This is a genomic window from Kitasatospora sp. NPDC059722, from assembly GCF_042733235.1.
GTDB lineage: Bacteria > Actinomycetota > Actinomycetes > Streptomycetales > Streptomycetaceae > Kitasatospora.
Genome location: NZ_JBHWGD010000043.1, coordinates 38774 through 60046, shown reverse-complemented (window position 1 = coordinate 60046; position 21273 = coordinate 38774). Strand labels below are relative to the sequence as shown.

The 21273-nt window shown below is 72.8% G+C and carries 23 protein-coding genes; 10 read left to right on the top strand and 13 right to left on the bottom strand.

Going from position 1 to position 21273, the window contains the following annotated elements; translation table 11 throughout:
• Window positions 1-26 precede the first annotated feature (26 nt).
• On the bottom strand, window positions 27-1049 hold the full coding sequence (locus ACFV4F_RS25675) for a polyprenyl synthetase family protein (RefSeq protein ID WP_380505722.1): 1023 nt from the start codon (window positions 1047-1049) through the stop codon (window positions 27-29).
• A 240-nt stretch (window positions 1050-1289) separates the two neighbouring features.
• On the opposite strand from ACFV4F_RS25675, the gene ACFV4F_RS25670 reads away from it, so the two are divergent.
• Window positions 1290-1712, top strand: coding sequence for a DUF3592 domain-containing protein (locus tag ACFV4F_RS25670; protein WP_380505719.1), 423 nt, complete (start codon window positions 1290-1292; stop codon window positions 1710-1712).
• Window positions 1713-1752: 40 nt separating this feature from the next.
• On the opposite strand, the gene ACFV4F_RS25665 is transcribed toward ACFV4F_RS25670, so the two are convergent.
• On the bottom strand, window positions 1753-2118 hold the full coding sequence (locus ACFV4F_RS25665; protein ID WP_380505716.1) for an iron chaperone: 366 nt from the start codon (window positions 2116-2118) through the stop codon (window positions 1753-1755).
• A 115-nt stretch (window positions 2119-2233) separates the two neighbouring features.
• Between ACFV4F_RS25665 and ACFV4F_RS25660 the strand changes: the two genes are divergently transcribed.
• Complete coding sequence (locus ACFV4F_RS25660) at window positions 2234-3802, top strand: LuxR C-terminal-related transcriptional regulator (protein WP_380505713.1); 1569 nt, start codon at window positions 2234-2236, stop codon at window positions 3800-3802.
• A gap of 20 nt (window positions 3803-3822) precedes the next feature.
• Here the strand turns inward: ACFV4F_RS25660 and ACFV4F_RS25655 are convergent, their stop codons facing one another.
• The 6 genes from ACFV4F_RS25655 to ACFV4F_RS25630 all read right to left on the bottom strand — a co-directional run bounded on the left by ACFV4F_RS25655 (window position 3823) and on the right by ACFV4F_RS25630 (window position 9018).
• Window positions 3823-4527, bottom strand: coding sequence for a hypothetical protein (locus tag ACFV4F_RS25655; RefSeq protein WP_380505710.1), 705 nt, complete (start codon window positions 4525-4527; stop codon window positions 3823-3825).
• Window positions 4524-5066 carry a hypothetical protein gene (locus ACFV4F_RS25650; protein WP_380505707.1) on the bottom strand — a complete coding sequence of 181 codons (543 nt, stop codon included), beginning with the start codon at window positions 5064-5066 and terminating at the stop codon, window positions 4524-4526. Before ACFV4F_RS25650 ends, ACFV4F_RS25655 begins: the two co-directional genes overlap by 4 nt.
• On the bottom strand, window positions 5063-5728 hold the full coding sequence (locus ACFV4F_RS25645) for a hypothetical protein (RefSeq protein ID WP_380505704.1): 666 nt from the start codon (window positions 5726-5728) through the stop codon (window positions 5063-5065). Before ACFV4F_RS25645 ends, ACFV4F_RS25650 begins: the two co-directional genes overlap by 4 nt.
• A gap of 189 nt (window positions 5729-5917) precedes the next feature.
• Window positions 5918-6730: a hypothetical protein gene (locus ACFV4F_RS25640; RefSeq protein ID WP_380505701.1), complete on the bottom strand. Its 813-nt coding sequence runs from the start codon at window positions 6728-6730 to the stop codon at window positions 5918-5920.
• 167 nt (window positions 6731-6897) lie between these two features.
• On the bottom strand, window positions 6898-8445 hold the full coding sequence (locus ACFV4F_RS25635) for a DEAD/DEAH box helicase (RefSeq protein WP_380505698.1): 1548 nt from the start codon (window positions 8443-8445) through the stop codon (window positions 6898-6900).
• 369 nt (window positions 8446-8814) lie between these two features.
• Window positions 8815-9018 carry a cold-shock protein gene (locus ACFV4F_RS25630; protein ID WP_359959873.1) on the bottom strand — a complete coding sequence of 68 codons (204 nt, stop codon included), beginning with the start codon at window positions 9016-9018 and terminating at the stop codon, window positions 8815-8817.
• 255 nt (window positions 9019-9273) lie between these two features.
• Between ACFV4F_RS25630 and ACFV4F_RS25625 the strand changes: the two genes are divergently transcribed.
• Together ACFV4F_RS25625 and ACFV4F_RS25620 are read left to right on the top strand one after the other, a co-directional pair.
• On the top strand, window positions 9274-9513 hold the full coding sequence (locus ACFV4F_RS25625) for a hypothetical protein (protein ID WP_380444666.1): 240 nt from the start codon (window positions 9274-9276) through the stop codon (window positions 9511-9513).
• Between the two features lie 37 nt (window positions 9514-9550).
• Entirely contained in the window at window positions 9551-10744 is a 1194-nt protein-coding gene (locus ACFV4F_RS25620; RefSeq protein ID WP_380444668.1) for an SPFH domain-containing protein, read from the top strand.
• Between the two features lie 69 nt (window positions 10745-10813).
• Here ACFV4F_RS25620 and ACFV4F_RS25615 read toward each other — a convergent pair whose 3' ends face one another.
• The 5 genes from ACFV4F_RS25615 to ACFV4F_RS25595 all read right to left on the bottom strand — a co-directional run bounded on the left by ACFV4F_RS25615 (window position 10814) and on the right by ACFV4F_RS25595 (window position 14551).
• Entirely contained in the window at window positions 10814-11536 is a 723-nt protein-coding gene (locus ACFV4F_RS25615; protein ID WP_380505695.1) for an anti-sigma factor family protein, read from the bottom strand.
• Between the two features lie 41 nt (window positions 11537-11577).
• Window positions 11578-12138, bottom strand: coding sequence for a sigma-70 family RNA polymerase sigma factor (locus tag ACFV4F_RS25610; protein ID WP_380444671.1), 561 nt, complete (start codon window positions 12136-12138; stop codon window positions 11578-11580).
• Between the two features lie 57 nt (window positions 12139-12195).
• On the bottom strand, window positions 12196-13206 hold the full coding sequence (locus ACFV4F_RS25605; protein WP_380505692.1) for a DUF1996 domain-containing protein: 1011 nt from the start codon (window positions 13204-13206) through the stop codon (window positions 12196-12198).
• Window positions 13207-13282: 76 nt separating this feature from the next.
• The gene (locus ACFV4F_RS25600) at window positions 13283-13924 is read right to left on the bottom strand and encodes a hypothetical protein (protein ID WP_380444674.1); all 642 of its coding nucleotides are present in this window, start codon (window positions 13922-13924) and stop codon (window positions 13283-13285) included.
• A gap of 156 nt (window positions 13925-14080) precedes the next feature.
• Window positions 14081-14551 carry an ArsI/CadI family heavy metal resistance metalloenzyme gene (locus ACFV4F_RS25595; protein ID WP_380505689.1) on the bottom strand — a complete coding sequence of 157 codons (471 nt, stop codon included), beginning with the start codon at window positions 14549-14551 and terminating at the stop codon, window positions 14081-14083.
• Between the two features lie 89 nt (window positions 14552-14640).
• Here ACFV4F_RS25595 and ACFV4F_RS25590 point away from each other — a divergent pair, with 89 nt between their 5' ends.
• The 6 genes from ACFV4F_RS25590 (at window position 14641) to ACFV4F_RS25565 (ending at window position 21263) form a co-directional block, all read left to right on the top strand.
• A complete protein-coding gene (locus ACFV4F_RS25590; RefSeq protein WP_380444678.1) occupies window positions 14641-15021 on the top strand; it encodes an ArsR/SmtB family transcription factor in 381 nt (126 codons plus the stop codon).
• The gene (locus ACFV4F_RS25585) at window positions 15018-15764 is read left to right on the top strand and encodes an aquaporin (protein WP_380505686.1); all 747 of its coding nucleotides are present in this window, start codon (window positions 15018-15020) and stop codon (window positions 15762-15764) included. The genes ACFV4F_RS25590 and ACFV4F_RS25585 overlap by 4 nt, the downstream gene beginning before the upstream one ends.
• Before the next feature lie 168 nt (window positions 15765-15932).
• Complete coding sequence (locus ACFV4F_RS25580) at window positions 15933-16325, top strand: arsenate reductase ArsC (protein ID WP_380505776.1); 393 nt, start codon at window positions 15933-15935, stop codon at window positions 16323-16325.
• A 111-nt stretch (window positions 16326-16436) separates the two neighbouring features.
• Window positions 16437-17201 (top strand): YqjF family protein, encoded by a 765-nt coding sequence (locus ACFV4F_RS25575; protein ID WP_380505683.1) that lies wholly within the window; start codon window positions 16437-16439, stop codon window positions 17199-17201.
• A gap of 81 nt (window positions 17202-17282) precedes the next feature.
• A complete protein-coding gene (locus tag ACFV4F_RS25570) occupies window positions 17283-17741 on the top strand; it encodes a hypothetical protein (protein WP_380444682.1) in 459 nt (152 codons plus the stop codon).
• 810 nt (window positions 17742-18551) lie between these two features.
• Window positions 18552-21263 (top strand): tetratricopeptide repeat protein, encoded by a 2712-nt coding sequence (locus tag ACFV4F_RS25565; protein ID WP_380505680.1) that lies wholly within the window; start codon window positions 18552-18554, stop codon window positions 21261-21263.
• The last annotated feature ends 10 nt before the right edge of the window (window positions 21264-21273 follow it).

Here is a 21273-nt window from a genome sequence, read left to right as displayed (position 1 = left end):
GCTCCCGACCCCGGATCGTGCGCCCGTCAGGGTAGTTCGTCGGCGATGGCGGCGACGAACGCGGCGAGCTCGGCCCGCGCGACGGGGTCCGGTACGGCCTGCGGCAGGATCGCGTGGGCCAGCCGGATGTGCTCCCGGATCCGCTCCTCCAGCCAGGCGCGGCCCCGGCACTCCTCGATGAGGCCGGCGACGTGCCGGAGCTGGTCGAGGGTGGGCGCGGCGGTGTCGTCGTAGAAGGCGGCGAGCTGGTCGCGGGCCGGTCCGTCGGACTGGAGGGCGACCGCGACGAAGGCCCGGGACTTGCGCCGCCGCAGGTCGGCCAGCGGGTCCTCGAGGGTGTCGCGGGAGGTGCCCCAGACGCCCTCCCAGTCGTCGAAGAAGGCCATGGCCATGCCGGCGTGGTAGCCGAACCGTTCGGCCACGACCAGTTCCTCCTCGCCGGCGCCGCGCACCAGGGCGCCGGCGAGGCACACCCCGGCGGTGGGGAGGGCGATGGTGCTCTCCAGCAGCTCCAGCGAGAGCTCCAGGCTCATCCGGGACGTGCCCTCCGACTCCAGGTCGCGGATCTGCCCCGAGCAGCACTCCCGGATGGCGCGGGCGGCCCGCCGGATCAGCTCGGTGGAGACCCGGTCGCCCTCCTCGGCGAGGAGCTCGAACGCGAGGCAGTGCAGGGCGACCCCGACCTGGATCGCGGCCGGCACGCCGAAGGCCGTCCAGAGGGTCGGCCGGCCCTTGCGGACCATCTCCTGGTCGATGACGTCGTCGTGGACGGTCCCGGCGGCCGACATCAGGGTGCCGGCGACGGCGGCCGTCCGGACCGCCTCCCACGCCTGCGGACCGCTGCCCGCGCACAGCAGGGCGACCAGCGCCGGCCGCCGACGGAAGCCGACCGGTGTCGTCGGGCGGCCCTCGGCGTCGACCCACCCGAAGTGGTACTCCGTCATCCGCCGGACGGGTTCGTCGAGCCGGGCCGTCGCTGCGCGAAGCGCGGGCTCCATGAAGGCGATGACGTCCCGGGTGATCTGCGGTGAGGTGCGAACGGTCTGCACGGAGGTCTCCGACATTCTCTAGTGGCCGGGGAACGGCGCGGCGCCGCTTCCCGGGGGCAGGCAGGCGGGGTCCCTCCTGTCATGACGCCCCGTTCCGGCGGCCTCCGCAACCCGACGTGGACGCGTGCGGGACGGGCCCGTGCCCGTGCCGGCGCGGTCGGGCCCCGCCCCGGGCGGGGGACCGGCGGTCGCGTAGCCTGGGCGGCCTCGTTCCTGCTACGGAAGACGGTGGGTCGCGCCATGCACGGCGACGGCGGGTTGTGGTTCCTTCTGGTGGTGGGCATCGGCCTGTGGGGCTTCTCCCTCACGAGCGCCGTTCGGCAGGTGCGCGCCCAGAGGGGGACCCGGGTCGTCGGCATGCTCCTCCAGTGCTACCGCGAGCGCACGAACAGGGGAGGACCTCGCTGGAAGGGCGTCGTCCGGTTCCAGGCGCCGGAGGGCGGGGTGCACCGGCAGGAGGTGTACCTGTCGCGGCCCGGGGGACCAGGCAGCGAGGTGATCGTCTGCTACCCGTCCGGACGGCCGCAGCAGGCCCGGGAAGCCGGTGGCCGGCTGGGCTGGCAGTTCCCGATCATGGGGTTCCTGGTGGGAACCTGCTTCGTCGCCGCTGCGCTGCTCATCCTCTCGGGCACGCTCCACACGTCTCCGGTACCCCCGCGCTGACGCGGCGCCGGCCGCGCGGTGCCCCCGTGACCGGCAGGAGTCAGCAGATCTTTCCGGGCCGGGCGGCGGTGGCCTTGAGCAGGTCCCGCAACAGGCCGAAGTCGATGTCCTCCGGTTTGCGGAACCGCAGACAACCCTTGCCCATGTCCTGCCCGGCCAGCCGCTCCTCGAACGCCTCGCGGACGTCACTGCGCATGAGGTAGAAGGAGAAGTACTGCTTCTGGCGGGCGAACGCGATCTCGCAAACGCCGTCCCGCTCGTACGCGGGCATCCCGTACGCCATGACCTCGTCGAAGCCCGCCAGCTCCGCGCGGCACAGCTGCCGCACCTCGGCCAGGACGGCTCGCTGCTCCTCGGGAACCTCGATCAGGTAGCCGTCGACGTCGACGGCCTTGCTCTGCACCATTCCGGGAGGTTATGCCGGATTCGAGGTCCCCATCAACAGGGCGAGACGGCCCCGGGGCGGCCCGGGACACGGTCGCGCGATGTCGGCGTCAGCCGGGGCCGCTACTGTGCCGGTCATGTCGGACGAGATACGGAACGGCGGCCCGCTCATCAGGGGCCTGCCGGCGCGGGACGCGGTCGCCGGAGGGCGCCGGCTCCTCGGGCGGGCGCGGGAGACCGAGGCGCTGCTGGCGGTGCTGGACGGCCTGGGGTCGGCCGGCGGGCGGGCGATCGCGCTGGTGGGGGAGCCGGGCATCGGCAAGAGTACGCTGATGTTCACGGCCGCCGCGCACGCCAGGGCGGCGGGGGTCCGGGTGGCTGCGGCCCAGGGGCAGTACGAGATCGCGGCCGCGCTCCCGGGCTTCCGGCCGCTGCTCGACGACAACTGCGACGTGCGCCGGCAGGTGGCGCGGGGCGGTGCCGCCGTGGTGGTCCTGGACGACGTGCACCAGCTCGCCGCCGACCAGATCCCGGGCCTGGAGCGGATGATCCACGCGGCGGCCACCGGCCCGCTGCTCTGCCTGCTGGCCTACCGGCAGCGCCAGCTGTCGCCCGCGATCGCCGCAGTGCTCTCCCGGGCGACGTCCGCCGGCCTGCTGGAGGTGTGGCAGCTCGGCGCGCTCTCCCGGGAGGAGGCCGCGGAACTGCTCGGTGAGCTCCCCGGCGTGAACCGCTTCGCCGACGTGAACCGCTTCGCCGACGTGAACCGCTTCGACGAGGCGCACCGCTTCGACGACGTACACCGCTTCGACGCGCTGTACCGGGAGGGTCTCGGCAACCCGCAGTACCTCCGGATCCTGGCCGCCGACGGCGAGGCGATCGCCGAGGCCGGCACGGCGGTCCTCGGTGAGCTCGCCGCCCTCGACGACGCCGCGCTCGCCGCGGTCCAGGCCGCCGCGGTGCTCGGCGAGCCGTTCCACCCGGAGCTGCTCGCCGCCGTCTCGGGGCTGGAACCGGCCGAGACCATGCGGGCGCTGGACACCCTCACCGGTCTCGACCTGCTGCGCCCGGCCGAACGCGCGCCGCAGCTGGTGCTGCGTCACCGGGCGGTGGCCGAGGTCGTCCACCAGCGCCTCGAACCCAGCCGGCGCCTGACACTGCACCGCCGCGCCGCGGCCGCGCTCGCCGAGCGGGCGGCCCCGATCGCCCGGCGGGCCCACCACGTGGCACGGGCCGCCGATCCCGGCGCGCCGGAGCACGTCACGACCCTGATCGCCGCCGCGCGCAACGCGCTGCACACCTCTCCCGCGACGTCGGCCGAGTACCTCTCGGCCGCCCTGTCGCTGCTCCGGGAGGGCGAGGACCACTGGCACGAGGCACGGGTGCTGCTCGCTCGGACCCGGCTGCTGACCGGGGACGCCGACGAGAGCCGGGCCCTGCTCGACGCACCGAGCGGTGCGGCGCAGGATGCCGGCGGCCGCGACGTCCCCGACCCGTCGGCCGTGCTGGCCGCGCTCACCGGACGGGAACGGGAGATCGCCCGCCTGGCCGGCACCGGTCTGACGAGCGGTGAGATCGCCGGCACGCTGGTCCTCAGCGTACGGACGGTCGACGGTCACCTCGGCCGGATCTACCGCAAACTCGGTGTCGCCAACCGGGCGAGCCTCACCCGCGCCCTGCTGACCGAGGCGCCGGGCGCGGGGTGAGGCGGTCGTGGTCCAGTCGCTCAGCCGCCCACGCCCCGGGCGAGGGCGGTGAGTTGGTCCCGCAGGGTGACCGCGTGGTCGAGTGAGGTGCGGACGAACGGGAACCCCCGCTGCCGCATCACGAACGTGACGTGCTGCCCGTCGCCGACCAGGTGCACGCCCGAAGGGACGAGCGGGGCGAAACCCTCCAACAGGCCCCCGAGCAGCTCGGCCATCGCGGGTGCGGAGGTGGTGACGAGGTAGGCGGCGTCGACCGCGGGCCGTCCGGTGTCCATCGCGGGCAGTTCGTGCAGGCGGTCGATGCTGCCGTGCGGGACCTTGCGGGACGTCACCTCGAAGGGCGGGAACAGCCGTCGCGCCCGAACGGTCATCCCGCAGGCGAACCGTTCGTCCCGGGTGACCGAGCCGAGGCCCCGGACCGACTGCTCCCGGTACTCGTAGGAGAGCTCGACCGGCACCCCCTGCGGTGAGCCGGCCAGCCGGACCCGGACGAGCAGGGGCTGGTCCGGCGCATGGCCGCGCCGCATCTCGGGGTTCGCGATCCGCACGCCCAGGTTCGTCGCCGGGTCGCCCTCGACCAGGTCGAGCCCGAGCAGCCAGGCCAGGTGTCCCGCCTGGTACCGGGCGTACGTGCGGCTGCTGCCGCGTGTCAGCAGCGTGCCCCGGGCCAGGACGAATCCGCCGATCAGGATGCCGATCGCGGGGATGATCAGGGCGGCGGTCACCGGGCGCTCCGTCCGGTCGTGTCCGGCGGCTGCCAGGCGGGTACCGGAGCGGGCTCCGCGCCGGCCAGGAGCCTCGCGAGCCGCGGCGTGTCCTGGACCGGTCCGACGAGGACTTCGTGCCCGCTGAGCAGGGTCACCGTCACGGCGTCGTAGGTGCCCAGCAGGAAGCTGCTGACCCTGGTGCGTTGCACACCCCTGATCTCGGCGTACCTGAAGCTCCGCGTTCCGGTCGGGCGCCGCCAGACGAAGCCCTGCTGGTGGACCTCCACCTCGTGCCGCCACGCCAGGACGGACGGCGACCAGGCCAGGACACCCACCACCAGGCCGTACAGCCCGTTGAGGAGCGCTCCCGTGACGACTCCGGCCACTCCCGCGATCAGCGCCAGGGACCCGATGTAGGGCAGGTACCCGCCGAAGCGGATGGTGCCCCGGAAGTGCGCCACGACAGGGCCGAGGCGGGACTCGCCGTGCTCCGACTCGCCATGCTCCGACTCGCCGTGCCGGGACCCGCTGCGCCGGGATCCGCTGTGCCCGGTCATTTGAGCACCGAGCCGGTGAGCTTGGCGCCGGTTCCGTTGTCGACGGCACAGGTGACCTTGCGGTCGAGGTGCTGCCAGGAGCCCGCGGTCGGGACGAAGTCCACGATGTTCGCACCGCTGCCGAGCTTGGTCCGGTCGACGTTCGGGCCCGCGGACAGCTTCTGACACGCCGCGGCGGCCTCGTCCTTGATCTTCGCCTCGTCGTACGAGGAGTCGGTGAGCATGGAGTAGCCGATCACCTGGGCGTCGTGCGGGTCGCCGCACGGGACGGCCGAGACCCCGTCCACCTGCTGCTGGGCGGCGCCGCTCGGCTCGTCGAAGCACTGACCGGTGGTCAGGTTGCGGAGGCCGAGGTCACCGCCCTTGGTGACGTTGCCGTTGCCGTCGACCTGCGCGTCCGGGGCCGGGTGGGGGCGGTTCAGGACGAGGAAGCCGACGAGGCCGAGCATGCTGCAGAACAGCACGCCCAGGAGCGCGAAGTAGGCGGTCCGGAAGGGGCGGCGCTTCGGCTTCGCCGGCGCGAAGTATCCGGGCGGCGCCGTGGCGGGCCGGCCGTACTGCTGCCCGGCCGACCGGCCGGGCGGGTCCTCCTGGCCGAACTGCCAGGTGTCGTCCGTGAGTTGCCGGACATCCGGGTCGTTCTGGTTGTGCGGTGCAGCCATCGCCTTGTCGTCACCTCTCCGCGTTCACTCGTGTTGCCAGGCCGAGTATGGGGAGGCGGGCGGTGCCGCGGCATCGGTAGAACTACGCGATTCGACTACCCGATCCTCGGGCGCGGAACGGCCGGCCGATGGGCCGGAGCGCACGCCGCAGGACGAGGCCGCGGGCGACGAGACGGCCGGCGTTCGGGCTCAGCGCATCGTCCCCAGGGCCGCGGCCATGGCGCCGAGCGTCTGTCCGTCGGCCGTGGCAGGGTCGATGGCGGGCGTGTCGCCCAGGGCCTGGACCAGGCTGATGACGTTGCCCGACTGGACGAAGTACTCGTGGGCGTCGGAGCCGACGTCCGCGAACGCGACGTGCGGCTTGCCGTCCTTGTCCCGGACGGTGGTGAGCCAGCTGATGCCCCCGGAGCCGGTGGCCGTCTTGACGACCGTGGTCCGGATCGAATCGTCGGACGAACGGGCGGCGCAGTAGGAGTAGTCGTTCTCGATCTTGGCCAGCGCGGCCTTCGCGGCGGCCTCGTCCTTGAAGTAGAGCATCCACTGGAAGGCGGCGGCCCTGGGGTCGTCCTTGAGGTCGGTCCGGTACTGCCTGGTCTGGTAGGCCGAGATCTTCAGGGCGTCGGTCGGTTCCTTGCTGCCGTCGCTGCAGGCGTACATCCAGTTCAGGGCGTCGTCGCTGGACTTCGGGTCCTCGGTGTTCTCGGACACCCACAGGTACGTGCCGTACAGCGGCAGGCTCTTCGCGGGAAGCCAGGCGGACGCCTGGTAGCGGGTGGCATCCCCGTGCGCCGCGGCCTGCGCCGAACCCGCCGAGCCTGCCGAACCCGCCGAGCCCGCCGGGCCGGGCGCCGCTGCGGAGCTCGGCGGGGCGGCGGCGGGCTTGACGGTGTCGGCGGGCTCGGCCGCACCGCCGGAACACGACGTCACGGTGCTCAGGCCGAGGCAGAGGAACCCGGCGAGGGCGGCGGCCCTCACCGAACCGGCGAGCGTGGTCTTCTTCATGATTCGGATGCCTCAGAGGAGTCGATGGTGTGTCAATCCCGGCGCAGAGCGGAGCGGACCTCGCCTCGACGCCGTGGAACCATCGTGTCGGACCTGCCACGCGGGCACATCCGTAGAACTACCGAACCGTCTCCGTTCCGGGAAGAGCACCTCGACCTCGGGTGGTGTCACGCCGCGCGCGCGGCGTTCCTGGGCGTCCGGCGGCGGCCGGCGGGGCCCTGGTCGTCGCGGCCGCCGGCGGACCGGCCCCCCGCGGAGGCGGACCGGGCGTCTCCGCCGGGGCGACCGCGGCGGCCGCGGCTCGTCGACGCGCTGCGGCGCGGCCGCTCGACCACGGGGTCGGCGATGACGACGGGCACGCCGGTGGGCACGCGGGCGCCGGTGATGCGGGCCAGGTCCTCGTCGCCGGCGCTGACCCTGGTGGTGACGGGGGTGATGCCGGCGGCGCTCATCAGGCGGGCCGTCGCGCGGCGCTGGCTGGGCAGGACCAGGGTGACGACGGTCCCGGACTCGCCGGCCCGGGCCGTGCGCCCGCCCCGGTGCAGGTAGTCCTTGTGGTCGCCCGGCGGGTCGAGGTTGACGACGAGGTCGAGCCCGTCGATGTGGATGCCCCGGGCCGCCACGTTGGTCGCGATCAGCGCGGTCACCTCGCCGGTGCGGAACTGGTCCAGGGTGCGGGTGCGCTGCGGCTGGGACTTGCCGCCGTGCAGGGCCGCGGCCTTCACGCCGTTCGCGAGCAGGTCCGTCACCAGGCGGTCCGCGCTGTCCCTGGTGTCGGCGAACATGATCAGTCCGCCGTCGCGGGAGGCGATGTGGGCGATCGTGGCGTTCTTGTCGATGTTCTGCACGTGCAGCACGTGGTGCTCCATGGTGCTGACCGTCGCCGCGGACGGGTCCACCGAGTGGGTGACCGGGTCCTTGAGGAACTGCCGCACGAGGCGGTCGACGTTGCGGTCCAGGGTGGCGGAGAAGAGCATGGTCTGGCCGCCCGCGGCGACCTGTTCGAGGAGCTCGGTGACCTGCGGCAGGAAGCCCATGTCGGCCATCTGGTCGGCTTCGTCGAGCACCGTGATGCCGACCCGGTCCAGCCGGCAGTCGCCGCGCTGGATCAGGTCCTTGAGCCGGCCCGGGGTGGCCACCACGATCTCGGCGCCGCGGTTCAGCAGCCAGGCCTGGCGGCTCATCGACGTCCCGCCCACCACGGTCGCCATCCGCAGGTGCACGGCGCGGGCGTAGGGGGCGAGGGCCTCGGAGACCTGCTGCGCGAGCTCGCGGGTGGGGACCAGGACCAGGGCCAGCGGCAGACGCGGCTCGGCCCGCTGCCCGGCCGTGCGGGCCAGCACGGGGAGGCCGAACGCGATGGTCTTGCCGGAGCCGGTCCGGCCCCGGCCGAGGAGGTCGCGGCCGGCCAGCGAGTTCGGCAGCGTCGCGGCCTGGATCGGGAACGGCGCGGTGACGCCCTCGCGGGCCAGCACGGACAGCAGCGCCTTCGGCATGTCCAGGTCCTCGAAGGCCTCGACGGCCGGCAGCGCCGGGGTGGTGCTCACCGGCATCGCGAACTCGCCCTGGGCGGACGGGCCCTGAGGGGCGCTCCGGCCGGCGGGGCGGCGGCCTCCGGCGGGCCGGTCGCCGTAGAAGGAGCTTCCGCCGGAGCGGGAGCCCCGGGAGGAGCGGGAGTTGGCGTTCTGGTACGAAGAGCGACTGGAGCGGGCCATGCGGAGAACCTTCCTCGGGGCGGCACGTCACGAGGAAGGCTCCGGGGCGCGGGGCGCGGGCGGAGACCGCAAGGGAACGGGCCGAGAATGTGACGGGCGGAGCGTGGACGGTGGAACCGTGCGGCACGTCACCTACGGTCGGCGCTCACCGCGGAGGGCGGGAGCGGGGAACCTCGAACCGTGAGCTGTCACGGCAGGGCGCCGATCCCGACGCGGCGCTGTGCGTCTCGCGTGGGGATGGCCGCCGGTGGCGGAGCCAGGGCCTTGAACGGCCGGGGGGATGCGTCGTGGCGCGATGCCGAGGGGCCCGCACCGGGCGTGTGCGCGGTGCGGGCCCCTCGCTACCAGGCGGGTGCCGTGGCAGAAGTACTACAGCGGGCGGATGTTCTCGGCCTGCGGGCCCTTCTGGCCCTGCGCGACGTCGAACTCGACCTTCTGGCCCTCAAGCAGCTCACGGAAGCCGTTGGCGTTGATGTTCGAGTAGTGGGCGAAGACGTCGGGGCCGCCACCCTCCTGCTCGATGAAGCCGAAGCCCTTCTCCGAGTTGAACCACTTCACGGTGCCATTAGCCATAAAAATTACTCCTTCAAGGGGCTGTCCGAAGCCCGCACGGTGCGGGTTTCGAGTCGCCGCATGGAGTGCCCACCCGGGGAAGAGCCGGGAAAACAAAAAATGCGCCTGCAAAACATCGGCAGGCGCACACAAAGTTCTTGGGAACCACTACTGCAACTAAAACGACTCTAGCAGGCTCGGGCCTGCGACGGGTCGATTTTCCACGCCCGATTCCGGGACGGGTTCCCGTGCCGCGGCCGGAGTACCGTGGAACACGTGGCGCACGAGCGCATGCGCGCGGCAGCCGACGACTCCTCGCAGAGCCCGGTCGGGGCTGTCGGCAGGGTGACGGTGCCCATTCCGCCGGGCGGTCCGGGCGAGGTCCTGGTCGCCCTGCGGGGCGGGTCTGAGGCGTTCGCGGCCTGGTGCTCGGAACCGGTCGGCCGGGACGTCCGGGTGGTCGTGGTGGACGCGATCTCGGCCCGCTCGGTGATCGTCGAGCTCCTGCCGCCCTAGGCGCGTGTCGGAATCCCCGCAGGTCAGGTGGTCGGTCATGTTCTTCTGGCACGTTCCCGCACCCAACGAGGCGATGCTCATATCCGGGTCCAAGCGCCAGTCGCAGGACACCCAGTTCCGCATCGTCACCGGTCACGGCAGCCTGGTCCTGCCGGTCAAGCAGAAGGTCCGGATGCTCTCCCTGGCCCTCCGGGAGGCGACGATCGCCGAGGACTGCGTCACCCAGCAGGGCATCCGGCTCACCGTGCGCGCGGTCTGCGTGTTCAAGGTCGGAGACGACGCCGTGTCGATCGCCAACGCCGCCCGCCGCTTCCTCTCGGAGCAGAACCAGATGGAGGAGCTCGTCGGCCGGATCTTCGCCGGCCACCTGCGGTCGATCATCGGCGGGCTGACCGTGGAGCAGATCATCCGGGAGCGCAGCAGGGTCGCCCAGGAGGTGATGGCGGGCAGCCACGGCGAGATGGAGAAGCTCGGCATCGTGGTCGACGCCCTGCAGATCCAGGAGATCGAGGACTCGACCGGCTACATCGACAACCTCGCCGCGCCGCACGTGGCGGCGGTCGCCAGCCAGGCCCGGATCGCCCAGGCCAAGGCCGACCAGGAGGCCACCGAACGGGAGCAGCAGGCGGCCGCGCTGAAGGCCGAGTACGAGCGGGACACCGCGATCAAGCGGGCCGGCTTCCTCGCCGAGACGGAACAGTCCAGGGCCCGCGCCGCCCAGGCCGGCCCGCTCGCCGAGGCCCGCGCCTCCCAGGACGTCATCGAGGAGCAGACCGCGCTCGCCCAGCGCCGGGCCGCGCTCGCGGCGCAGCAGCTGGAGGCGGAGGTGCGGCGCCCGGCGGACGCGGAGGCGTACCGGCAGCGGACGCTGGCCGAAGCCGCCCGTGACCGGGTGAAGTTCGAGGCGGACGGCAGCGCCTACAGCGAACGGACCCTGGCCCAGGCACAGGCGGACGCCAACACGGCCCGGGCCGACTCGCTGCGCGGCGGGAACCAGGAACTCATCGCCGCCAACCGGATCGTGGAGAACCTCCCGGCCCTCGCCGACGCGGCCGCCCGCGGCATGTCCGGGGCCGACCTCACCGTCCTCAACGGCAGCGACGGCGTCAACCAGATGGCCGCCGGCATCGTCAGCCAGGGCCTCGCGATCCTGCACTCCCTCCAGCACTCGACGGGCCCGCACGGCGACGGCAAGGCCAACCCGGCCCCCCGGATCCCGGAGCGCACCTGAACCCCGGCGGGAGCTCACTCCCGGTGGGTCCGCCCGCTCTCGGGGCGGACCCACCGGGATGATCGCTGCCTAGACGGGGACCGTCACGAAGGTCTGGCCGGACTCGTTCACGACCGACACCGAGGCCACGTCCTCCGGTGCGACGATCGCCGAACCATCCAATGTGGTACCGGACTTGGCGCCGACGGTGGAGACCAGCCAGCCGCCCGCGTCCGCCTTCGTCCCGCCCTTGCCGTTGACCACCAGGTGGCAGCGCTGGCCGGCCGGGATGCCGGTGACGGCCGCGTTGACCCGGACCCAGCCCATCGCCGGGGTCACCGTCAGCGTCATCCGGGCGCCGGTGGCCGGGTCCGTCGCGGAGCCCGTCCTGGTGCCGGCGGGGGGCGGGGTGGCGACGGTGGTGCTCGGAGCCGGGCCGGCGGCCACCGGTGGTGCGGGCGCGGTGGTGCGGCCCAGCGCGATCCCGGCGACGAGCGCTGCTGCCGCAGCGACAGCGGCGGCAGCGCCGATCCGGGCCCGGCGCCGGCGCAGCGCCGAGCCGCGTTCGGCCCGGGCCCGGCGCAGGGTGCGCTGCAGCAGCAGGTCGCCGCCCTCGGGCGGGCCGTCCACGAGCAGTTCGGGCGGCACCTCGCCCAGGGCGGTCTCCAGCTCGCGCAATTCGGTCACCTCCTGACGGCAGGCCGGGCAGTCGGCCAGGTGCCGTTCGACCGCCGCCGCCTCGGCCGGATCGAGCGCACCCAGCACGTAGGCGCCGACGAGCTCCGCGCTCCACTCGTGCGGTGTCGTGCTCATGTTGTTCCTGTTCGCGTCGTTCCCATGCGAGTCGTCCCTGGTCACGCCGACACCTCCTGCCACGTCCCCGACCTGCCGGTGTACGAGCGTTTGAGCGCCCGGAGCGCGTAGTGCGCGCGGGACTTGACCGTTCCGGCCGGCACCCCCAGCTGCTCCGCGGCCTCGCTGACGGACAGCCGCTGGAAGTAGATCGAGCGCAGCACGTCGCGGTGCTCGGGCGAGAGCCGCTCCAGCGCCTGCGACATCACCAGCGCCTCCACCACGCCCTCGGCGTGGTCGTGCTCGACCGGCACGGTGGCCGTCGCCTCGGAGACCTCCGCCACCTCGGCCGGCCGGGCGGCCCGGGCCCGGAACCGGTCGGTGATCAGGTTGCGCTCCACGGTCAGCAGCCAGCCGCGCACCGACCCGCGGGCCTCGGTCAGCGCCTCGGGGTTGCGCCAGGCCCGGATCAGGGTCTCCTGGACGGCGTCCTCGGCCGCCGCGCGGTCGCCGGTGAGCCGGACGGCGTAGGCGAGCAGCGCGGCGCCGTGCTGCTCGTAGAGCGTCCGGATCAGTGCCTCGTCGGCGGCGTCCTGCCGCCCGGCTGATCGTGTCCTCGCCATCCGCCATTCCTCCGTCGTCGGGTGCCACGTCCAGCACGTACGCGGGGGCCGTTCGGTTCAACCGGATTCCCGGCAGGTCCGGTTCTCGTTCAGGCAGGCCACCACGGCGGCGATCTGCCGGTCGGTCATCAGGCCGATGAACACCGCGTGGTCGGTGAGCGGACTGTGGTGCTGCTCGGGGAAGGCGTCCAGGGCGAACTCCCGGGCCGGCGGCGGGCGGTAGCCGACGGTCACCCGCAGGCGGGGGACCGGGAAGGTGTCGTGCGGGCAGACGCCGGCGGCGTCCGGGAACCGTACGTGCGAGCGGTGGCCGGAACTGTCCGTGCCGCGCCCGTCCCAGCAGCTGGGGAAGTCCAGGGTGCGGGTGAGGAGGCTCCCGGCCGGGCAGAGCGGGTAGCGGTCGGTGGTCGTGCGGCCGGCGAAGCCCGTGCAGCCCCAGCGGGCGCCGGCGTCCGCGCCGCCGTCGGTGGCGGCGGTCGGGTCGCCCTCCAGGAGCCGGAGGAAGCGCGGCATCGGCACGACCTTGGCCCATGGATTGCCGAGGTACTCGATGGTGACGGTGTCGGGGGTGAGGATCTCGCCGGTGTTGCCGTGCGGGTCGTCGTCGGGGGCCCCGGTCGTGGTCCGCGGTGCGGCGCCGTCGGTGCGGCGCAGCACCGGCCAGTAGTAGGTCGAGCGGTCGCCGCTGGTGCAGGTGGTCGCGGCGGCGGCGAGGCTGTCGTCGGTGGAGTCCGCGTCCGTGGAGAGGTTGCCGACGTAGTCGTGCACGTGGTGGGCGCCGCCCACGGTGCCGGGTGAGATCACCACGTTGTCCGCGTTGCGGTGCCCCTCCTGGTTGCGCCCGCAGTCCTGCGCGTACGAGCCGGTGGAGGCATCCGGTCCGGCGGCGGACGGAGGGGCGGGTGCGGCGACGGCCACGGCGGTGATGTCGACGAACCCGGCCGCCGGGTCCCGTTCGGCCGGCCAGTACCTGACCGCCAGCAGCGACAGCCCCAGGGTGAGGCAGAGCAGGACGCCGACCGGGAGCGCGACGCCGCCCAGCCGGTGGTGATCACGTTCCCGGTGCACCGCGACAGTCTGGGCGACGGGCCGCCGCCCGGGCAAGGCGGCCCATCACCCGGACCGTCGGGCGCGGCGGGGCGGGTCAGTAGCCTCCGGAGTAGCCGCCCTGCGACGGGGCGGCCGACGGGGTCTGGGCGGCGGACGGGGTCTGGGCGGGGGCCGGGGCGGAGGCCTGGCCGGGCATGCCCGCCGCCTTCTTCCCCTCGGGCGTGCTCGCGAACCAGGTACCGCCGACGCCCTGCCCGCTGGTCTGCCCCGCCGCGGTGTCGCCGGCGAAGCGGTAGAGCGGCCAGCCGTTGAGGGTCACCTGCTTCGTCCCGTCCGGCCGGGTCACGCTGCCGACCAGGGTGGAGTCGACCCCGGTGACCTTCACCGGGTCCTGGGCGGTGAGCGGCGGCCACTTCGCCGCGCAGGCGTCGGTGCAGGTGCTCGCGGACGGCTTGGCGGTGTCCTTGTCGAAGCGGTACAGGGTCCGGCCGGCCGAGTCGGTGACGATCGGCCCGAGCGCGGGCGAGTTCGCGGCGACGATCCGGACCCCGGAGGAGCCGCCGGCCGCGGGGGCGGACGCCGTGGCCGCCGGGGCGGCGGCGGTGCTGGAGCTGTTGCCGCCGTACCCGCTGCTCGTGTCGGGCCCGCAGGCGGTGGCGGCGAGCGCGAGCAGGGCGACGCCGGAGACGGCGACCAGGCGGCGGGCGGCGAAGGCGGGGACGGTGAACGTGGGCATGCTGAACTCCCCCTGGAGCAGGTGTGGTTGTGGATTCGGGCGGTGTCGCCCTGTGCACCCTCCACACGGATCCGCAGCGGGATCGGTTCAACGCCGTCGGAAATTTTTCCTGACCGACTGTCCGTTCCTGTCGGCGCCGGCATCATCGGAGCGGGATCAGCAGTTGCAGGCGCAGCCCACGGCGGCTGTCGGTTCGGCGCCCTGCTCGATGGTGGTGCAGCAGGTGTCGCCCACGGCGGCGGAGCCCCTGTCGAGAGTGTCGGCGTCGGCCTTGACGACGTAGACCTCCCAGGGTTCCTTGCCGGGGCCGTGTACCCAGACCTTGTCCTGGAGGGCGTAGCAGCAGGAGGTGTCGTTCTCCTCGAAGGTGGCCAGGTCGGCCTCCTTGAGCCGGACGGTGGTCGCGGCGACCTGCTCGGTGGATGCGACCTCGACGCCGAGGTGGTCCAGGCGGGTCTCCTCGTCCGCTTCGCCCTCGATGAGGACGAGTTTGAGCGGGGGCTCGGTGATGGCGAAGTTGGCGTAGCCGGGGCGGCGCTTGGCGGGTTCGGTGCCGAAGAGCTTGGCGTAGAAGGCGACGGAGCCTTCGAGGTCGGCGACGCGCAGGGCGAGCTGGACGCGGGACATGGTGATCCTCCCTGATCCGGATTCCCGTTTCGATGGATATCGATACAGGCGAGCTTGCCACCGGATTAGATGAGCGTCAACATAGACACATGTCGAATCTGGAGCTGAAGGTGCTCGACCAGGACGGGACGGCGGTCGCGTGCTGCTCGCCGATGGTCCGCGAGCCGCTGGACGAAGAGGCCGCCGTCGACCTGGCGAGGATGTTCAAGGCCCTGTCCGACCCGGTGCGGCTGCGGCTGCTGTCGCTGATCGCCTCGCACGAGGGCGGCGAGGCGTGCGTCTGCGACCTGACCGGTCCCTTCGACGTCTCCCAGCCGACCATCTCCCACCACCTCAAGGTCCTGCGCGAGGCCGGCCTGGTCGGCTCCGAGCGTCGCGGGACCTGGGTCTACTACTGGGTGCTGCCCGTCGCGCTGGCCAAGCTGTCCGCCCTGCTCCAGGCGCCGGCCACCGCCGGGGGGTCCAGATGACCGGGACGGCTCCGCTGGGCCGCCGGGCGGCCGTCGAGTTCACCGGCACCGGCGCGCTGGTCGCCGTCGTGGTCGGCTCCGGCATCCAGGCCACCGAGCTCTCGCAGGATGTCGGCGTCCAACTGCTGGCCAACTCGCTCGCGACCGTGTTCGGCCTCGGCGTACTGATCCTGCTCCTCGGCCCGGTCTCCGGCGCCCACTTCAACCCCGCGGTCACGCTGGCCGCCTGGTGGACCGGCCGCCGTGACGGGGACGGGCCCACGCTGCGGGAGGCGGCGGCCTACGTCCCGGCCCAGGTCGCCGGGGCGATCGGCGGCGCAATGCTGGCGGACGCGATGTTCGCCGAGCCGGTCGTGGACTGGTCGACTCACGCCCGGTCGGCGCCGCACCTCTGGCTGGGCGAGGTCGTCGCCACCGCCGGTCTCATCCTGTTGATCTTCGGGCTGGCCCGCATCGGCCGGGCGCACCTCGCCCCGGCCGCGGTCGCCGCCTACATCGGCGCCGCCTACTGGTTCACCTCCTCCACCAGCTTCGCGAACCCGGCCGTGACGATCGGACGCGCCTTCACGGACACCTTCGCCGGCATCGCCCCCGCCTCCGTGCTGCCGTTCATCGCCGCCCAACTCGTCGGTACGGCCGTCGGCGTAGCCCTGGTCGCGGTGCTGTTCGGCCGCCCGACCCCGGCCGGCGAGGACGTGGTGGTCCCGCACGGCGGCCACCACCCGGCCCCGGCCGCCCGCTGACCCCGCCTTCCCCTCACTGCCTTCCCCTCACCGCATTCTCCTGCCCGCCCCGAAGACCCGAGGACCCCGTTCGTGAGCACTCCCGCCGTCCCGTCCGTCCCGTCCGTCCCGTCCGTCCCGTCCGTCCCGTCCGTCCCGTCCGTCCCGTCCGTCCCGTCCGTCCCCTCCGTGCTGTTCGTCTGCGTGCACAACGCCGGCCGCTCCCAGATGGCCGCCGCCTTCCTCACCCGCCTCGGCGGCGACCGGGTCGAGGTCCGCTCGGCCGGCTCCGCCCCGGCCGAGGCCGTGAACCCGGCCGTGGTCCAGGCCCTGGCCGAGGTCGGGATCGACATCTCCGCCGAGACCCCGAAGGTGCTCACCACCGAAGCCGTTCGGACGTCCGACGTCGTGATCACCATGGGCTGCGGCGACGCCTGCCCCTACTTCCCGGGTAAGCAGTACCTGGACTGGAAGCTCGACGACCCGGCCGGCCAGGGCGTCGACGCGGTCCGCCCGATCCGCGACGAGATCGAACGGCGGATCCGGGGCCTGCTCGCCGACCTCGGCATCGAGCCCCGCTGACGGCGGCGACGAACGGGCGGGGGCCTCGGGCGAACTGCTGCCCCGCGCGGCGGGCAGCGGAGCACCGGCCCCGCCGGAAAGATCGATGTCAGGCCGTGCGACGCTGGAGCGATGCCGCCCGTCTTTGCCCCCGCGGAGCCGATAACGCCCGATCCCGTGGGCGACGTGCCGAGCACGCTGCTCACCCAGTCCTGGCTCGACCTGTCGTTCCTGCACTGGGCCGCCGACCCCGCGGACGTGGCCCCGCTCCTCCCTCCCGGGACGGTGCCGGACACGCACGACGGCCTCACCTACATCGGCCTGGTGGCCTTCCGGATGCACCGCGTGGGCTGGTTCAAGGTGCCGGGCGTCCCGTACCTCGGCACCTTCCCCGAGACCAACGTGCGGCTCTACTCGGTGGACCGGCACGGGCGGCGCGGCGTGGTGTTCCGGTCGCTTGAGGCCTCGCGGCTGCTGCCGGTGGCCATCGCCCGCAGCGCCTTCCGGCTGCCCTACATGTGGGCCAGGATGGAGATCCGCCGCGACGCGGACACCCTCACCTACACCAGCAGGCGGCGCTGGCCCGGACCGCGCGGCGCCCGCTCCCGGATCGCCGTCCGCGTCGGCGGGCGGATCGAGGAGCCGACCGCCCTCGAACACTTCCTGACCGCCCGCTGGGGCCTGCACAACGCCTTCTTCGGCCGGACGGTGCACCTGCCCAACGTCCACCCGCGCTGGCCGCTGCACCGGGCCGAACTCCTGGAGTGCGACGACGAGTTGGTGGCCGCGGCCGGCCTGCCGGCGCCGGCCGGGCCACCGGTGAGCGTGCTGTACTCCCCGGGCGTGCCCGTCCGCTTCGGGCCTCCCGCCCGCCCGGGCGGCCTGCCCACCCCCTGAGCCCTCCTCCGCACCGACCCCTTGCCAGGCGCGCCCGACCCCCGCTTCGATGCGAGTAAGCGAGGAATGGGAGGGGTTCCCGTGCAAGAGATCTGGTTCGCCGACGTCCTGCGGCACCTGCGCGTGCTGCTCGCCGCGTTACCGCCCCTGATCGAGGAGTACCGCGAGCGGCGCATCGCCGGCGGGATCGAGGGCCTGCTGGAGTGGACGCTCCCGTGGGGCATGGACGACGGCGTCGGGAACGTCCGGCTCACGGTGGTGGAGGTCCCCTCGGGCTGGGGCGAGCGGAAGCGCGTACGGGTCGTCGTGGCGGCGGACGCGAAGCCGTTCCACGAACGGAAGGGCTCGGACGACCTGCCCCTGCCCCGCTACGACGAGAAGGCCCGCCGCCCGCTCTGGTTCCCCCGGAGCGCGAGCCTGGCCAGCGAGATGGCCGGGTACCTGTTGGACCACGTCGACGGCGACACGGGCTCGCTCCGCGCGGAGGCCGGGAACGCGGCGAGCTTCACGGTGGTGATCATGCCGGCCGAGGCCGGGTGATTCCGCCCGGGCGTCGTCTGGAGGAGCCACGATCACTGGCGCCATGATCACCGGTCGACCGACCGGAGGCCGGACGCTGCCCCCGAACCCGCGTCGCCGGCGAGTCGAGTCGTTGAACGCGGTGACGGGCACGGGGACAGGCGGACGGCACCGGTCGCGACGGCCGCCCGGTACCGTCCGCCTGTCGGGACGTCACCGCCCCCGAAGCCACCACATGGCCAGGCCGGCCACTGCTGTACCGCCGGCAGTGGCCGCTGCGCGCACAGCGCTGAACAGGGCCGCCACGGCCAGTCGGCGTGCCGTCCGCTGCACATTCCTTTTCATCGGGTACACCCCCACTCGTTGCCCGGCCGGACGCCGGAGCAGTACTCCCACTCTCATTCGCGTGCGGCAACAACACCTCAAACCGCGGGCGCCCCGGGCAACTTCGGCGATACCCTGCAGCAGGTAGCACTGCCCGCCCCCACCCGCAGCGGGCGAGGCGGGCGGCATCCAGACAGGGGGCAGACCATCCCAACGCCGGATCCCCGCCGACGTCTGCACAGCGAGTTGTCGGCCCTCAAAGCAGCTGCTGATGCCAAGTGCCGGGAGAACGGCGGTCGGCCGCTGTCTCAATCCGATATCCAAAAGGCGCTCCGGAAGCCGCCCTACAACATCCCCGGCTTCCGGGGGCAACGCGTCAGCGATTGGGTTCCGACCGACTTCCGGCGGGCCCAAGCCCCCTCCAGTGACAGCGAGGACGCCCTGTGGGCGCTGGTCTGCCTCTGGAGCGAAACCGCCGGTCGTGCCCCGGGAAAGCGACGGGAGTGGGTGAGACTCGCCGAACAGGCACGTGAAGCCCCTGCCTCCACGGAGGTCCGCGACCTCGGCCGCCCGGACGGCTCTGACGTCGCGGACCCGCCCTGGTCCGGCCCGGAGAGGTCCGCCCGGTACAAGGTCAGCCACTTCCCCCGCGACGGCGCGGACTCCCCGGTGGAGTCGTTGCACGAGCAGCCCAGTCAACTGCTCATGGCACGGCATCAGATAGTGCCGTTCACCGGCCGCCTCGATGACCTCAAACGTCTGACAGCATGGCGGGACGATCCGGTCGGGCCAGTGGCCGCCGTGCGGTTGCTGCACGGTCCCGGCGGGCAGGGCAAGACACGACTGGGCGCGAGATTCGCTGCCGACACACCTGCCGGCTGGCAGGTGTGGCAGGCCGCGTACACCGCCGGTTCCTCGACGGTACCGACCGCGAGAAGGACCGGGCCCCCGGGGCAGCGGGTGCTGGTCATCGTGGACTACGCCGAACGCTGGCCCGCCACCACCCTGATGGAGCTCATGCACGACCTGGCGCGTCGTCGCTGCGAGCGGCTACGGGTTCTGCTCATCGCCCGCTCCGCAGGCTCCTGGTGGCAGAACCTTCCCCACGACCTCCAACTCCTCGGCTACGCGGCGGGCGCGGTCGAGCTGGATCCCCTCAGGGACGGCGCGACCGGGGACCGGGCCGAGGCGTTCCTCGCGGCCCGCGACCGCTTCGCCGATGCCCTCGGCGTAGCGGACGCCGGAGCCGTCGAAGTCCCTGGCAACATCGACGATCCTGCGTTCGGGCTGATGCTCACCGTGCACATGGCCGCCCTCGTCGGGGTGGACCGGCTTCGGCGCGGCCTCAGCCCGACACCCGACCCCGATCCCGAGGCACTCTCCGTCTACCTGTTGAACCGCGAGCGCGCGTACTGGCACAAGCTCCACACGCTCGCCGAGGGTCGTGTGCGCATCGACGCCGATGTCATGGCCCAGGCTGTGTTCACCGCAACCCTGGTTGGCCCTCTGTCCGATGACGAGGCGGAGACGGCGCTCCAGCGGGTGCGCATCAAGTCTTCCGTGCCGGTGGATGAGATCATCGATGACCACGCATTGTGCTATCCGGCGAGCAATCCGCTCACCGTGCTCGAGCCGCTCTATCCCGACAGGCTCGGCGAGGACTTCCTCGCGCAGACCACCCGCGGCCACCACGCCTCCCGTCCGCTCAACCGCTGGGCCGTCAGGGCCGCCGAGCGGTTGCTCGCCCAGCCGGAGGCCACGGACCCACCGGTGTGGACACGTTCGGCCCTGACCGTCCTCATCGAGACCGCCCACCGCTGGAAGCACGTCGCCACCGGCCAGCTCTACCCCCTTCTGCGCAGCCGGCCTCAGCTGGGTTTGGAGGCCGGTGGTGCCGCGCTGGCTCGCCTTGCCGAGATTCCCGACGTGGATCCTGCGGTGCTGCAGGCCATCGAGGCCCAGGTCCCGGATCGGCGCGTCGACCTCGACGCCGGCATCGCGACGCTCGCGCAACGCCTCGCCGACCACCTCCTCGCCACGACCAAGGACCCAGCTGACCGCGCCCGGATTCACCATGACCTCAGCGGGCGGTATTTCAACGCGGGATTCCATGGCCAGGGCGTGGAACCTGCCCAGGAAGCTGTCGACATCTATCGGGAACTGGTGAAAGCGGACGCGTCGGCCCGGTCCGTTTACGAGCCAGCCCTAGGCCGGGCTCTGGACTTGCTCGGAATCCATCTCGAGCTGACCGGCCGACGCGACGACGCCCTCAAAGCAACCGAGGAGGCGGCCTCCATCTTCCGTCGTCTCAGTCAGGCCGAGCGCGAACGCTACGAACCCACGCTCGTACGAATACTGGCCAACCTCGCTGGCCGACACCAGTCCGACCCCGAGCGGCGCCGCGCCGTCGCTGCGGAGGCCGCCGAGCGTGGGAGGCGTTGGGCCGACGCCCTCCACGGCGGTGTCGAGCTGGCCGGAGCGTTGGAGAACCTCGGCTCCGCGTTGGCAGATCTAGGACGCCACCACGAAGCCCTTGCACCGACCCGTGAAGCCGCCGACATCCGGGCTCGACAGGCACGCGATGCTCCCAAGAAGTACGAGCCGGATCTCGCCCGGGTCCTGTGGGCCCTCGGGTCCCGCCTTGAGCGGGACGGGCAGCGAGAGGAGGCGCTGGCTGTGACCCAGGAGGCGGTCGACGTCTGTCGGCGACTTGCCGAGGCGAACCCCGCCGGTTACGAATCCGCCTTGGCCGAGGCGCTGAACAAACTGGGTATCCATCTAACGGCGTTGGGGCGGCTGGACGAGGCACTGGCTGCGACCCAGGAGGCGGTCGACGTACACCGGCGACTTGCCGTGGCGGACTTCACCGCCCACCAACTCTACCTGGCCAAGCTGCTGAACCACCTCAGCATCGATCTGGCGGCGGTGGGACGGCTGGACGACGCGTTTGGTGCGACCCGGGAAGTCGTCGACGTCTACCGATCGCTGGCCGCCACGGACCCAGCCACCCATGAGCCCGGCCTGGCTGTCGCGCTGGACATTCTCGGCGATCGTCTGTGGGGGGCGGGGCGGCTGGACGACTCGCGGGCTGTGACCCAGGAGGCGGTCGACGTCTACCGGCGTCTTGCCGTGGCGGACTTTTCCGCCCACTGGCTAGGCCTGGCTGCGGCGCTGAACCACCTCGGCGCCCGTCTGTCCCGGGTGGGGCGGTGGAAGTAGGCGTCGGCCG